This is a genomic window from Streptomyces sp. NBC_00440, from assembly GCF_036014215.1.
GTDB lineage: Bacteria > Actinomycetota > Actinomycetes > Streptomycetales > Streptomycetaceae > Streptomyces.
Genome location: NZ_CP107921.1, coordinates 7,008,934 through 7,023,354, shown reverse-complemented (window position 1 = coordinate 7,023,354; position 14,421 = coordinate 7,008,934). Strand labels below are relative to the sequence as shown.

The following is a 14,421-nucleotide window of genomic DNA, read 5'->3' as shown; positions in this document are numbered from 1 at the left end:
ACGAACCGAGAGGAACGATCGAATGACGCCACCCAGCAGAAGGAACCTCCTCCTCGCCGCCGGAGCGGGCGCTGCCGCTGCCGCGCTCGGCCCCTGGAGCGCGTCGGCGGCCGAACCGGTCCCCGGCGACCGCCAACCGGCGGCCGGGATCCGGGTGGGTGCGGGCCACCTCACCGTCGGCCTGGACGCCACGGGCACCGTGTCCTTCCTCAAGGACGCCCGCACCGGCACCGACCACCTCGCACCCGGCAGAGCCGCCCCGCTGGTCAGCCTTGTCATCGACGGGCGGCAGGTGGCGCCCACCGCGGTGCGGCGCAGCCCCGCCCACCCCGACCTGCTGACCTTCACGAACCGCGCCGCGGGATGCGCGGTCGACGTACGAGTGGTCGACCACGGCACCTTCACCACCCTGGTGGCCACCCGCGTCGCCGCCCCGGCCGGGGCCGACGTGCAGACGCTGCTGTGGGGGCCGCTGGCGACCGCCATCACGCAGACCGTCGGCGAAACGGTCGGCGTGGTCCGCGACGACGACTTCGCGATCGGCCTGCGTCCACTCACCGACCGGACGGAGGGTGCCTGGCCGCAGGAGTACCAGGACTTCGGCTGGGAGACAGAGGTGGCGGACAACCCGTCCGGGCTCCAGGTTGCCGCGCACGAGGAGTGGAGCGCCGCCGGCCGGACCACATGGGGCTCGGTGCTGCGTGCCTTCACGTACGACTACACCAAGGAGCGTTCGCGGCTCACCCGCGCGGGCCACCACATCCCGGTGGGCCCGCTGCCCGGCGGCGAGGGGCGGATCGCGGGATCGACGATCGCGCTGTTCGGCTCGGCACCGGACCTCGTTCCGACCGTGCTGTCCGAGATCGCCACCGGCGAGCACCTGCCGTACCCGACGCAGAACGGCCAGTGGCAGAAGGCCGCTCAGGCGTCCAGCCAGTCATTCCTCGTCCTGGGCGACCTCACCACCGGCAACATCCCCACCGCGGCCCGCCTCGCCGAGGCCGCCGGGATCGGGTACCTCTACTCGCTGCCGAACGCGGTGGGCCCCTGGCAGACCACCGGGCACTACCAGTTCGACGCGAGCCTCGGCGGCGACGACGCGGGCGCCAAGGCCGCGGTCGAGCTGGCGCGGGCGCACGGTATGCGTCTGGGCGTCCACACCATCTCGGACTTCATCAGCACCGACGACCGCTATGTCGTGCCGTCCCCGGCCGACCCGCGGCTGGCCCTCGGCGGACGCGCCGCCCTCGCGCGCCCCGCCTCAGCCACCGACACCACGCTGTACTTGGACTCCGGTGCTCCGCTGGAGGGCGGCCTGCACGGTCAACTGCTGCGCATCGGTGATGAGTTCGCTTCCTACGGAAGCGCTCAGCAGTCAGGCGGCGCATGGCAGCTGACCGGTGTGAAGCGTGCGCAGTGGGGTTCCGCCGCCGTCGCGCACCCGTCCGGTGAACGCGCGAGCCGCGTCATCGTCAACAGCTATGACGGTGCGACCGGCGGCCGGGACATCCTCCAGGAGATCTCCACCCGCCTGGCCACCGCCTGGAACACCACGGGAATATCGTCCAATTCCTACGACGGTGTCGAATCGGCCTCCGAGTCCGGCTGGGGCAACTACGGCCAGGCGCTGCTCATCAACGGCACCTACCGGCAGAACCGCACCAGGGACGGCTTCATCACCGAGACCAGCCGGATGACGTCCAACACCTGGGACGCGCTGACCCGTGCCAGCTGGGGCGAGGTCGGCGTCACCACCATGGATCAGGTCTTCGTCAACAACGAGTTCTACCGCGCCAACTTCCTTCCCGCGATGCTCGGTTGGATCAGCCTGTCCGGCTCCGAGAGCCTGCTGAGCATCGAGGGCAAACTGGCGCGCGGCGCCGGCCTCAACGCCGGCGCCGGCTTCGAGACCTCGGTGGCCGGGCTCGAAGCCGGCGGGGACAACACCCTCCGCGTACTGGACGCGATCAAGCAGTGGGAAACCGCCCGCAACCTCGGCGCCTTCACCGAAGCGCAGCGCGCACTACTGCGGGACACCACGACCAACTGGCACCTGAGCGTTGTCGAGGAGGGTCGCGAGTGGTCACTGCAGCGGCTCGACGCGGACGGCAAACCGGTCGGGGCCCCGGAGCGGGTAGTGGTACCGACCCCGCGACTGACGACGACCGCACTGCCCCCGGCGGCGCGGGGCGACCTCTACGCGGCGAGGGTGGAGACGAACACCCCGGCGACGGTGCGCTTCGAGGTGACGACCGGCGCACTGCCCCAGGGCCTGACGCTCAACCGGGACACCGGTGGCATCACCGGCACACCGCGCAGGGCGGGCACGGCTTCGTTCACCGTCACGGCCCACCAGACGGGTGGTGCGCCGGATGCCACGGCGCACTACCGGATACGGGTCGCCCGCTGAGGAGGCCCGACGTCACTCGTCCGCCCCGGCGGACCGGAGGTCTGCTCCGCTGAAGGGCCGGTTGCTCTGGATCAGCTAACTTTCCAGGATTCGGCACGCCCCCGGCCCTCCATGGGGAATACCGGATCAAATCGACTCTTCTCCCCCGGGGCGCACTGATGGCGACTGCTCTGTTCGCGCCAGACACCCGGCGCCCGACAATGGTCGTCCTGCAGATGGTGCTGGTGGCAGCCGCCTACTACGGAGCAGCGCGTCTCGGCCTCCTCAGGGAGGTGGTCGTCGACGGAGCTGTGATCACACCGCTCTGGCTGCCCACCGGTGTCGCGCTCAGCGCCCTGCTCTATCTGGGGCTGCGCGTCTGGCCCGGCATCGCCGCCGGCGCGCTGCTCTCCATCTCCACGATCAGCGGGACCCTCACCCAGCCCGGTGTCACCATCGCGGCGGGCAACACCCTGGCTCCCGTCTGCGCGTTCCTGCTGCTGCGCAGGGTGGGCTTCCGCCCGGAGCTCGACCGGCTCCGGGACGGCGCGGCCCTGGTCTTCCTGGGCGCCATGGTGGCGATGCTGGTCAGTGCCTCGACCGGCTGCGCCACGCTGGCGGTGACCGGCAAGCTCCCCCTGCGGGACTTCTGGCCGGTGTGGTCGGCGTGGTGGACCGGTGACGTGATGGGGGTACTCGTGGCCACCCCGGTGCTGCTGGTGCTGCGCAGGGCCAGGCTCCCCCGGGCCGGCGACAGATGGCCGGAGGCGACCGCGCTGGCCGTCGCCGCGGTCGTGGTCACCCTGCTGGCCACGCGGAACTCGCTCCCCCTCCTCTTCCTCGTCTTCCCCCTGCTCATCTGGGCGGCGCTCCGCTTCCAGCTGCCGGGCAGCGCACCCTGCGCGTGCCTGGTCTCGGTCTTCGCCGTGCTCGCGGCGACCGAGTACAACGGCCCCTTCCGCCACCGGACCCTGTTCGAGGCGACAGCCAATGTCGCGGTGTTCAACGGCTCGGTGGCGCTGACCGCCCTGCTGCTGGCCGCCATCGTCACCGAGCAGCAGAACATCCGCAGCAAGATCGAGCTGGCCTGCCTCGAACTGGCCGACCTGGTCGAGCAGCTCGCCCCCGGGCAGGTGGACATCCTGCCTTCCGCCGATGACGAGCCGGGCTGACCCACCCGCCCGGCCGCCCCGCCCGGGGCCAACCGCCCCCACGCGCCGCGACGGCTCAGGAAGCCGCGGCGAGTACGAACCAGCGCGCCGGCAGCTCGATACGGGTGCCGTCCGCCATGTGTTCGGTCTGGGCCAGTGCCGTGTCACCGCTCGCCAGTACCGTCATCCCCGCGCCGATGAGCAGCTCGGGCACCTCCTCCTCGGAGGCGTCGGCCGGCTTGAGGCCGTGTTCGATGACCCTGCGCAGCTTCACCGGCGGCCCACCGGGACCTTCCGTCGCCTTCCGGAGCACCTCCTTCGAATCGGGTGTCAGCTCCACGACGAAGGCCCGCCCCCGCTCGCCCAGCAGCGCCGCGACGGCCGCGGCGACGGCCGGGCGCGCATCGGGTTCGCTCTGGTGGATGACCGCACGCATATAGACGTTGGTGTCCCCGATCCGCCGGCCCAGGGCCCGGACCGCGTCCGTGTCGGCCAGGTCGAGCTGCTCGAACTCGGCCGCACCCGCGCTGTCCGCGCGGCGCGCGTGCCCGATCGCGGCGTGCGAGAGGTCCACGCCCAGCGCGCGGGCGAAGACGGTGGACAGATAGCGGGTCTGGGTGCCGTTTCCGCAGCCGAGGTCCACGATCGGCAGTGCGGGGTCGGCGTACGGCAGCAGCAGTTCGCTGTGCGGTACGGAGGTGAGCGACGGGTCCGAGTCCCAGATCGCCTCGCCCTGGGTGTCCGATGTGGCCGACCAGAACCCTTCCCACGACTCCCGGTACCGCGGCGACACGTTCATACGTACTCCCAAGTCCATTGCGCCCTTGTGCACTGCTGGAGAACGACTACCGTTCCCTGGTGGGTGCGTGCAAGAGCACGGACGGACTCAGTTGCCTGCCGGCACCGCTCTCACCTGGTGTGCGCTCCGCGGCGGGGCGCCCGGGTCAGCGCCTGTTCGAACCAGACGGTCTTGCCGTGCGCGGTGGCGCTGGTGCCCCACTCGCGGGCGAGACCGCTCACCACCAGCAGACCGCGGCCCGACTCGTCGTCGGCCGACGGGCCGAGCAGCGCGGCGGGCGCCGGTTCGTCGTCGCTGACCTCGCAGAGCAGCGCGGCCGTCCTGACCAGCCGCAGCCCGACCTCGTGGGTACGGCCGTGCCGGACGGCATTGGTGACGAGTTCGCTGACCATCAGCTCGGCCGGCTCCACCGCGTCCGGCAGCCCCCAGTCGAGCAGTTGCCCGCGCACCAGCCGCCGGGCCCGCGCCACTTCGCGGGGATCGAGGGCGAGCCGCCACTCCGCGACGTCGTCGGCGGGGATCCCGTTCACCCTGGCCATCAGCAGGGCCACGTCGTCCTTGCGGCCGCCGCTCGGGTTCAGCGCGCGGATGATCGTGTCGCAGGCGTCGTCCATGGACGCGGCGGGGTGCGCGGCGGACGCGCAGAGCGCGGCGAGACCGGCCCCGATGTCCTGGCCGCGTACCTCCACCAGACCGTCGGTGCAGAGGATCAGCCGGTCGCCGGGGCTCACCCGTACGGTCGCGGTCTCGAAGGCGACACCTCCGACACCGATGGGCGCGCCGGTCGGCAGATCGAGCAGTTCGGCCCGGCCGTCGGCGGCGCGGACCAGGACCGGCGGGATGTGTCCGGCGTTGGCGATCTGGAGTTCGGAGCGGATCGGGTCGTAGACGGCATACAGACAGGTCGCCAGATACTGCTCGCCGAGCCGCTGCGCCAGGTCGTCGAGGTTGCGCAGCAGCTGGGCGGGTGGCATCTCCATGGTGGCCATGGTCAGGACGGCGGTGCGCAACTGGCCCATCATCGCGGCCGAGTTGAGCCCGTGTCCCATGACGTCACCGACGACGAGCGCGGTCCGGGAGCCGGGCAGCTTCACCGAGTCGAACCAGTCGCCGCCGACCCTGCCGAGCCGGGCGCCCGGCAGGTAGCGGGTGGCGATGTCGCAGCCGGCCATCCGCGGTTCGACCGTGGGCAGCATGCTGTCCTGGAGCGTCTCGGCGACATTCTCCTGGTAGGTGTACATACGGGCGTTGTCGAGTACGAGGCCGGCACGGGCGGCGAGTTCGGCGCCCGTGGTGCGGTCCATGTCGTCGAAGGGCTCACGCCCCGGCCGCCGCATCAGCACCATGAAGCCGAGCACCACGTCGCGGGCCTTCAACGGCACGATCAGCAGCGACCTGTGGGTGATCAGCGGCCTCAGGTCGCGCTTCTCGAACTCGCCGGAGATCCGGTTGCTCAGCTCCTCGTCCACATGCCGGACGAGGACGGGCTCGCCGGTGACCATGCACTGGAAGAACGGTGTGTGCTCGGGGAACGCGATGGCCTCGCCCACCGGCACGGTGTCGTCCCACCGGCCCGGTTCGTCGTTGTGCTCGACCCACACCCGGTGCCAGACGGTGGTGACATCGGGCGGGCCGTCGGGGAAGCCTTCGCCCGCGAGCACCGCGGCGCGCAGATGGGTGCCCGCGAAGTCGGTGAAGCGGGGTACGGCGGCACTGGTCACCTCGCGGATGGTGCGTTCCAGGTCGAGGGAGGTGCCGATCCGCCCGCTGGCCTCGTTGAGGAACTCCAGCCGTTCGCGGACGGCGGCGTACTCCAGGTCGAGTTCGGGACGGGGCGCTGTGCGGGCCGCGCGGGGGCCGTCGCCCGTCCCCCGGGGCTCATCACCGGGCAGTCCGCGCGAGGTGTGCCGCGGCACACCCCAGTCCGGGGTGACGGGGACCTGGTCGCGACGGCTGAACTCCAGTACCGGATAGCCCAGTTCGAGGACCTGGGCAACGATCCCGGTGGCCTCCTGGACGCTCATGTTCGGCAGGATCTCGGGGAGCCGTCCGGCCAGCTCCCGGTAGCCGGGGAAGTCGGTGTGGAGCGCGAATCCGGGGGCTATGGTCCCGGGGGTGCCGTCCTCGTCGCCGTCCGTCAGCTGGGCGGCGTCGGCCGCGAGGACGAGCAGCCGTTCCGGGCCGGGGCCGACCAGCGGATACGCCCACCAGAGCACATCGATACGGCCGCGCACCGGCTCGTCGAGCCGGGCCCGGCCCGCTGACGGGTAGGCGATGATCCCGCTGACCGAGCTGTCGAGTTCGGGGCCGAGGTCGGTGTACGTCCCGTCCGGGCCGGGCTCTCCCTCCTGGCGCAACGCCCCGGAGACCGGCAGGAGTTCCCCTGCGGCGCAGCCGACCGCCTCCTCGCGCGGCACGCCGAAGAGCCTGCGGGCGCCCGTCGACCAGTGCGAGACCAGCCCTTCGGTATCGACGACCACCACGGCGAGCGGCACACGGCCCGCCGCGGCGCCGCGCGGCCGCTCCGGCCTCGGCCGCGGTACACCAACATCCATGGCTGGAAGGCTCCTTCCCGGCCGCAACGCTCTGCGGCACGTGAGTCCACCGTACGGCCCCGCGTCCGGCGCCCGGGGGCCATCGGCGGAATCGGCCCCGACGGGTGGTGCGCCCGGCGCACGCCGGGCCCGGTGCACCCGTCGTGGGCCGGTTCTCACCAGCCGGTTCTCACAGACCGGTCCTCATCGGCCGGTCCTCGGGGGCCGGCCCTCGGGGGTCAGTCCTCGTGCCCGAGCTGGAGATCGCGCTCGGTGCGCCCGCCGCCCGCGACCTGGAGCACCGTCGCCACCGGCGGGTAGCCGGCCGCGATCACCGTGTACTCGCCGGACGAGAGATCCACGAAGCGGAAGGTGCCGTCGGGGCCCGTGGTGAGGGTGTCCACCACGTTCCCCGCCGCGTCGAGCAGCGTCACCCGCGCGTCCTCGACCGGCCGTCCGCCGCCTGCCCGCACGGTGCCGCGCAGCACGGCGCCGCCCGCGAGTTCGACGTCCTGCCGGGTCTCGCGTGCGGCCTGCACGGTCACCGGCATCGCGGCCGGGCGGAACGCGGGGGCGCTTCCGGCCAGGGTGTACTCACCGGCCACCAACTCGTTGATGACATAGCCGCCTTCCCGCCCGCTGCGGGTGGACGCGACGACTTCGCCGCGTACGTCGGTGAGCGTCACGGCCGCGTCGCGCACCGGCGTGCCGTCCGCGGTGACCACGGTCCCGGCCAGCCGTCCGGCGCCGCCGAGCACCACGTCGAGATCGACGGGGCGCTCACCGACGGTGACGCTGACGGCCTGCGGCTGGTGGCCGCCCGCCGCCGCGATGAGGACGTACGAGCCGGATCCGGGCACGCTCAGCGCGTACCGCCCGTCCTCGCCGCTCGCACCGCGCCCGATCTGGCGCCCGGTGATGTCGATGAGGGTGAGTGCCGCGCGCGGCACCGTTGATCCGTCGTAGTGCTGGACGGTCCCGCAGACGGGGACGCCCGGGACGTACGGGGCTTCCGGAGCGCGGGCCGCGGGCACGGTGGCATCCGGTGCGGCTGCGGGGGCGTTGTGGGACACCAGCGGTTTCTCCTTGAGGAAGAAGGCGATGAACAGGCCGAGCACGAGCACCGGCACCAGGTAGAGGAAGATCCGGGGCATCGCGTCGGCGTACGCCCGGATGTAGCCGTCCCGCAGAGCGGGCGGCAGCGAGTGGACCAGCTGCGGGGTGATCGACTCGGGGTCGGGGAGGTGCGCTCCGGACGGGATGCGGACCTTGAGGGCGTCGGTGAGGCGGCCGGCGAAGAGCGCGCCGAAGACGGCCGCGCCGACGCTGCCGCCGATCTGCCGGAAGTAGTTGTTGGCGCTGGTGGCGGTGCCGAGGTCGCGGGGGTCCACGGAGTTCTGCACGGCCAGCACCAGGATCGACATGATCAGGCCGATACCGGTGCCGAGTACGGCCATCCAGATGCTGTACGTGAGTTGGGGGGTGTCGGTCTCCAGACGGGAGAGCAGCCACATCCCGACGGCGGAGATCGCGCTGCCGAGCACCGGGAAGATCTTGTACCGCCCGGTGCGGCTGGTCAGCTGCCCGGAGACGATGGAGGCGATCACGACGCCGCCCATCATCGGCAGCATGAAGAGCCCTGACTCGGTGGCGCTGGCGCCGTCGACCATCTGCAGGAAGGTCGGCAGATAGCTGGCGGCGCCGAAGAGCGCGACGCCCACGACGGCCCCGACGAGCGCCGTCACATTGAAGATCGAGTCGCGGAACAGCCGCAGCGGGATGATCGGTTCGGGCGCCCGGTGCTCAACGGCCAGGAAGAGCAGGGTCGCCACGGCGCAACCGGCGGCGAGCCCGACGATGGTGTGCGAGCCCCAGGCGTACTCGTTGCCGCCCCACGTCGTCAGCAGCACCAGACAGGTCGAAGCGACGGCCAGCAGCAGCGCGCCCAGGATGTCCAGGCGGGGCTTGGCAGTTGGCTTCGGCAGCTTCAGCACGACCGCGATGACGGCCAGAGTGACCAGCCCGAACGGCACGTTGATGTAGAAGCACCAGCGCCAGGAGGCGTGGTCGGTGAAGAAGCCGCCGATGAGCGGGCCTGCGACGGACGCGAGCCCGAAGACCGCGCCGATCAGCCCCATGAAGCGGCCGCGCTGGCGCGGCGGCACGATGTCGCCGATGATCGCCTGCACGCCGATCATGAGGCCGCCGCCCCCGATGCCCTGGACGGCGCGGAAGGCGATCAGTTCGTTCATCGTCCTGGACCAGCCGGCCAGGGCGGAGCCGATCACGAAGACGATGATCGCGAACATGAAGATGCTCTTGCGGCCGAAGAGGTCGCCGAGCTTTCCGTAGACCGGCAGGCCGATCGTGGAGGCGAGGAGATACGCCGTGACGGCCCAGGACATCTTGTCCAGGCCGTGCAGTTCACCGACGATCTTCGGCAGCGCGGTCGCCACGATCATCTGGTCGAGGGCCGCGAGCAGCAGCGTGAGCATCAGCCCGAAGAAGACCATCCGCACCCGGCCGGCACCGAGTTCGGGCTGCTCCCCCGGTGCGGGGGGTGGTGGGGGCGGGACGGCCGCCGCTTCCGTCAGGACATCGGTCTGCCCGTCCGGACCGTCCTTCACCAGAGTGATGCCACCCACGTACCGCTCCCCTCGTCGCGCCTGCGCCGCCCTTTTCTCGCATTCGGCGACAAGGGGTGCAAGCGCGACGATTGGCGCGCGAGGCGCACGCCGGGGGCTTCAGGGCCGGTGGGAGCACCTACGGCGCACAACAGGGCCGTACAGAAAACCACTCGAACCGGTGAGCATCATTTCCGCCCGAAGGGGTTACGCGGCCGACTGCTTGCCCACTTCGGCGTCGAGCTTCGCGAGCAGCTCGTCGTAGATGCGGCCGAGGCCCTTGGGGGCGAAGGTCTTCTCGAAGAAGCCACCGATGCCGCCGGCGCCGTTCCACACGGTGGAGACGACGGCCTTCGACTTGCCCTCCCCGGCGGGGGTGACCGTCCAGGTGGTCACCATGGAGGAGTTCCGGTCCTTCTCGACGAGCTGTCCGTCGGTCGGCTCGGTCACGTCGAGCAGGCAGTCCCGGATGCGCTTGCTGGTGGCCTGGAGCTTCCAGTGGACGAGCGTGCCGTCGCCGTCGCCGCCCTCCCGGACCTCGTACTCGCTGAAGTGCCCCGGCAGGAGCTTCTCGCGGGTACCGCTGTAGTCGGCGAGCGCGTCGAACACCGCCTCGGCGTCCGCCTCGATGATCCGCTCCGTGGTGGCCTCTACCTGCGCCATACCAGTTCCTCCAGCTGTCGTACTTCAGTCGGTGTGATGAACCGTGCTGAGCCAACCACCTCGGGTGCGGGCACGGAAATCCGGGTTGCATGAATCATGGGAACAGGTGTTCTATTCGACAGTACGTGCTATCGAGGAGGCGCCATGCGCTGGGACCAGCTGACCGGGAAAGCCGGGAACGACACCACCGCGGGGGACGCCGGAACCGGTGGGAACGCCGCGCTGTTCGGGGCGGACTCCGTGACGACTCGCACCGTCGACACCCCGGAGTTCCGCGGAATCACCTTCCATGAGGTACGGGCCCGTTCGATCGTGAACCGGGTGCCCGGCGCCTCCCGGATGCCGTTCGAATGGACGGTCAATCCGTACCGGGGGTGCAGTCACGCCTGTGTCTACTGTTTCGCGAGGAAGACCCACAGCTATCTGGACCTCGACACCGGTCTCGGCTTCGACTCGCAGATCGTCGTGAAGACCAACGCGCCGGAGCTGCTGCGCTCCAAGCTCGCCTCCCGCCAGTGGCAGGGCGCGCACATCGCGATGGGCACCAATGTCGACTGTTACCAGCGGGCGGAGGGACGGTACGGGTTGATGCCGGGCATCATCTCGGCCCTGCGCGACTACGCGAACCCGTTCAGCATCCTGACCAAGGGCACTCTGATCCTGCGCGATCTGGAGCTGCTCCAGCAGGCCGCGCGGGTCACCGATGTCGGTGTCTCCGTCTCGGTCGGCTTCGTGGACGAGGAGTTGTGGCGCACGGTGGAGCCGGGCACCCCTGCACCGCTGCGCCGGCTCGATGCCGTACGCACCCTGACCGACGCCGGGATCGGCTGCGGGGTGCTGATGGCACCGGTGATCCCGTTCCTCGGCGACCACCCGGACCAGCTGCGCGCCACGGTCCGCGCGGTCGCGGCCTCCGGGGCGACCTCGGTGACCCCGCTCGTCCTGCATCTGCGGCCCGGGGCGCGCGAGTGGTTCATGTCCTGGCTCGCGGAGCACCATCCGCACCTGGTCAGGCGCTACGAGCGGTTGTACGCGGCGGGAGCGTACGCCCCCAAGTGGTACCAGCGCCGGATCACCCGCCAGGTGCACGAGCTGGCCGCCGAGTACGGCATCGGCCCGGCCCAGCGCGGTGTGCCGCGCCGGATCCCGGCACCGCCCGAGACCTCTCCGGCGGTGCCCACCCAGCTGACGCTGATCTGAACGGGCCCTGCCCGGCCGGGCGTTGCCCCTATCCGAGCAGCCCCAGCGCCCGGGACGCCGCGACGTGCAGCGCCGGGCGGGCCAGGGCCGCTTCGAGTACCGGACGGGCGCGCGGGTCGCCGAGCACCCCCAGCCCCTCGACACAGCCGAGGGCGACCCGCGGATGAGGGCTGTCGGGTGCCAGCAGCGGCGCCAGTGTGCGGATCAGCGCGGGCGCGGACTCGGGGGCCCGCAACTCGGTGAGCAGCCGCACCGGCTGGAGTGCGTAGGCCGTGCGCAGCGGGTTGGTCGCGAGGGCCGCCGCTGCGCGGGCGGTGCGCGGGTCACCGAGGCGGGCGAGCGCGTACGCCGCCGGGGCACAGCGCTCCGGGTCACGGTGGTTGAGCAGCAGCACCAGAGCCTCGAAGGCCCGGCGGTCCCCGGCGCAGCCCAGCCGGAACGCCGCCAGCTCCCGCGCCCACAGCGGCCGTCCCGGCTCGGTCAGGACGCCGGCCAGCTCCTCCAGGTCCCCGGTGACGGCCAGCCGTTCGTACGCCGCCGAGCCCCCGGCCTCACCGCGCAACCGGTCCATGAACGACCGCAGTTCCTCGTCCGTGCCGGAAGCCTCGTCCATGCAGGAAGCGTAATCCCGCGGCCGCGACCACGGCAGACGGCATCCGCGGCTGAGACGGGCGGGGAGTCCGTCCGGAAACGCCGGCCCACCTGCCGCTCCTCACCGGCTCACCGCACGGCGGAGCCCTCGCGGGCCGCCGCCACCAGCGCGGCCACCACCCGGGTGTCGTCCCCGGCCTCCGGATGCCACTGCACGGCCAGGGTGAAAGCACGCGCGCCGGGCAGCTCCAAGGCCTCGACGGTGCCGTCCTCGGCATACGCCGAACCGAGCAGCCCGCGGCCGAGCCGGTCCACCGCCTGATGGTGGTAGGTCGGCACGGACACCGGCTCGGGCAGCGTCCTGCCCAGCAGTGTCCCGGGGACGGGCCTGATGACATGCCGTCCGAAGACGCCGGGCGCACCGGCGTGCCCTTCGAGGTGCTGGACAAGGGTGCCGCCCAGCGCCACGTTCAGCAGTTGCAGTCCGCGGCAGACGCCCAGCAGCGGTACGCCGCACTCCAACGCGGCCTCGATCAGGGCCAGTTCCCAGGCGTCCCGGTCCAGGGCGGGCGGCCCGGTCCTGGAGTGCGCGGCCGCGCCGTAGCGGGCGGGCTCGACGTCCGCCCCGCCTGCGATCACCAGCCCGTCCAGACGGGCGACGGCCGACGCGGCTGCCGACGGACTGTCCGGCGGCAGTAGCGCCGCGAGCCCACCCGCGCGCTGCACCAGCCGGTGGTAGCCGGCGGGCAGCACCGCCGCGGGGAGCGACCACACCCCCCACCGGGCCTCCTCCAGATACGTGCTGATGCCGATCAGCGGCTGGGACATCGGCTCCTCCGTGCGTGTGGATGGCGGGGCGTGTGGTTGGCGTGTGGTCGGCGGCCGCCGGAGTGCGGGGCCGGGCCGCCGGCCGGGGTCAGCCTCGTTCGAGTTCGGCCTCGGCCGCCGCCAGCGCCGCGAATTCCTCCTCGGGCGCCGCGGCCACCAGATGGTGGCGGGAGTAGCAGGCGAAGTAGGCGAGCGCCACGCCGTAGACACCCAGCGCGATGAAGGCGGCCTCCTTGTCGACCAGGAAGGTCGCGACCAGCGCCGAGCAGGCCAGCACGAACGCGACGGACGAGGTCAGCATCCCGCCGGGGGTGCGGTACGGGCGGTACAGGCCGGGTTCACGGCGGCGCAGCACGATGTGCGAGAGCGACATCAGCGCGTAGGAGATGGTGGCGCCGAAGACCGCGACATTCAGCATCCGGGCGCCGTCGCCGGTGGCCGCGGCGAGCGCGAAGCCCAGCGCGCCGGGGATCAGCAGGCCGAGGTAGGGCGCCTTGCGCCGGCTGGTGAGGGAGAGGAAACGGGGGAGGTAGCCGGCCCGGGAGAGCGCGAAGAGCTGCCGCGAGCCGGCGAAGATGAGGGAGAAGAACGAGGCGACCAGGCCCGCGAGACCCGCGTAGTTGACGATCCGGCTGACCACGGTCGGCTCGCCGTGCGGCTGCAGCGCGTGGACCAGTGGATCGCCCACCGACTGGATAGCCGCGGAGCCGCGGGCACCGGTCGCCGCGGTGAAGGTGACCAGGGCGAGCAGCAGCAGAATGCCCATCGCGGCGGCCATCGCCTTCGGCAGGACGCGGGCCGGGTCCCTGGTCTCCTCGGCTGCCAGAGGTACGCCCTCGACGCCGAGGAAGAACCACATACCGAACGGGAAGGCCGCCCAGATGCCCAGAACACCGAACGGCAGCCAGGAGTTGGCACCGAGGGCGCCGCTCCTGACCGGGATGTCGTTGAGCGTGTCCACATGGAAGTCGGTGAGCGCGGCCAGCGCGAAGACGACGATCGCGGCGACGGCTATCGCGGTGACGACCAGGCTGAACCGCAGCGCCTCGCCGACGCCCCACAGATGGATGCCGATGAAGATCACGAAGCAGGCGAGATAGACCGGCCAGCCGGAGTGCAGGCCGAACAGGCCGAGCGCTTCGACATAGTCACCGAGGAAGATGGCGATCGCGGCGGGCGCCAGCACATATTCGATGAGGATCGCGGTTCCGGTCAGAAAGCCGCCCCAGGTGCCCAGCGCGCGCCGGGCGAAGCCGTAACCACCGCCCGCGGTCGGCAGGATCGAGGACAGCTCCGCCAGCGCGAAGACCAGGCAGGTGTACATCAGGCCCATCAGGACGGCGGCGATGGCCAGGCCGCCGAAGCCGCCGTGCGCCAGGCCGTTGTTCCATCCCGAGAAGTCTCCGGAGACGACGTAGGCGACGCCCAGACCGGTCAGCAGCAGGGGCCCGGCGCTGCCCCGGCGCAGCGCCCGACGCTCCAGATAGGTGTCCTCGGGCGACGGGCCGCCGCCCGGGGAGGGCGCGGGCGGTGGTGCGGTGCGTGCGGTTTCCTCGCTGTCGGCCATGAGCCGCTCCTGCCTCGCCGATGGGGATCCGGGTAAAGGTTCAGCCGCACACCTTTGCCGCCCGCGCCGTTCCGC

Annotated in this window: 10 protein-coding genes; 3 read left to right on the top strand and 7 right to left on the bottom strand. The window is 71.7% G+C overall.

Annotated features, from left to right (window positions below; all coding sequences use genetic code 11):
- Window positions 1-22 precede the first annotated feature (22 nt).
- Together OHB13_RS31320 and OHB13_RS31315 are read left to right on the top strand one after the other, a co-directional pair.
- Window positions 23-2,410 (top strand): Ig domain-containing protein, encoded by a 2,388-nt coding sequence (locus OHB13_RS31320; protein ID WP_328379307.1) that lies wholly within the window; start codon window positions 23-25, stop codon window positions 2,408-2,410.
- 158 nt (window positions 2,411-2,568) lie between these two features.
- The gene (locus OHB13_RS31315) at window positions 2,569-3,561 is read left to right on the top strand and encodes an MASE1 domain-containing protein (RefSeq protein ID WP_328379306.1); all 993 of its coding nucleotides are present in this window, start codon (window positions 2,569-2,571) and stop codon (window positions 3,559-3,561) included.
- Between the two features lie 55 nt (window positions 3,562-3,616).
- On the opposite strand, the gene OHB13_RS31310 is transcribed toward OHB13_RS31315, so the two are convergent.
- The 4 genes from OHB13_RS31310 to OHB13_RS31295 all read right to left on the bottom strand — a co-directional run bounded on the left by OHB13_RS31310 (window position 3,617) and on the right by OHB13_RS31295 (window position 10,160).
- Window positions 3,617-4,339 carry a class I SAM-dependent methyltransferase gene (locus OHB13_RS31310; protein WP_328379305.1) on the bottom strand — a complete coding sequence of 241 codons (723 nt, stop codon included), beginning with the start codon at window positions 4,337-4,339 and terminating at the stop codon, window positions 3,617-3,619.
- Between the two features lie 110 nt (window positions 4,340-4,449).
- Entirely contained in the window at window positions 4,450-6,894 is a 2,445-nt protein-coding gene (locus OHB13_RS31305; RefSeq protein ID WP_328379304.1) for an ATP-binding SpoIIE family protein phosphatase, read from the bottom strand.
- Window positions 6,895-7,112: 218 nt separating this feature from the next.
- Entirely contained in the window at window positions 7,113-9,518 is a 2,406-nt protein-coding gene (locus OHB13_RS31300) for an MFS transporter (protein ID WP_328379303.1), read from the bottom strand.
- A gap of 186 nt (window positions 9,519-9,704) precedes the next feature.
- Window positions 9,705-10,160: an SRPBCC family protein gene (locus OHB13_RS31295; RefSeq protein WP_266851393.1), complete on the bottom strand. Its 456-nt coding sequence runs from the start codon at window positions 10,158-10,160 to the stop codon at window positions 9,705-9,707.
- Window positions 10,161-10,304: 144 nt separating this feature from the next.
- On the opposite strand from OHB13_RS31295, the gene OHB13_RS31290 reads away from it, so the two are divergent.
- Window positions 10,305-11,360 carry an Rv2578c family radical SAM protein gene (locus OHB13_RS31290; protein ID WP_328379302.1) on the top strand — a complete coding sequence of 352 codons (1,056 nt, stop codon included), beginning with the start codon at window positions 10,305-10,307 and terminating at the stop codon, window positions 11,358-11,360.
- 28 nt (window positions 11,361-11,388) lie between these two features.
- Here the strand turns inward: OHB13_RS31290 and OHB13_RS31285 are convergent, their stop codons facing one another.
- From OHB13_RS31285 to eat, 3 genes are all read right to left on the bottom strand, one after another.
- Window positions 11,389-11,973 carry a HEAT repeat domain-containing protein gene (locus tag OHB13_RS31285; RefSeq protein WP_328379301.1) on the bottom strand — a complete coding sequence of 195 codons (585 nt, stop codon included), beginning with the start codon at window positions 11,971-11,973 and terminating at the stop codon, window positions 11,389-11,391.
- 107 nt (window positions 11,974-12,080) lie between these two features.
- Window positions 12,081-12,779, bottom strand: a complete 699-nt coding sequence (locus OHB13_RS31280) for a gamma-glutamyl-gamma-aminobutyrate hydrolase family protein (RefSeq protein ID WP_328379300.1) — start codon at window positions 12,777-12,779, stop codon at window positions 12,081-12,083.
- Window positions 12,780-12,867: 88 nt separating this feature from the next.
- Window positions 12,868-14,346 (bottom strand): ethanolamine permease, encoded by a 1,479-nt coding sequence (gene eat, locus OHB13_RS31275; protein WP_328379299.1) that lies wholly within the window; start codon window positions 14,344-14,346, stop codon window positions 12,868-12,870.
- Window positions 14,347-14,421: the final 75 nt, after the last annotated feature.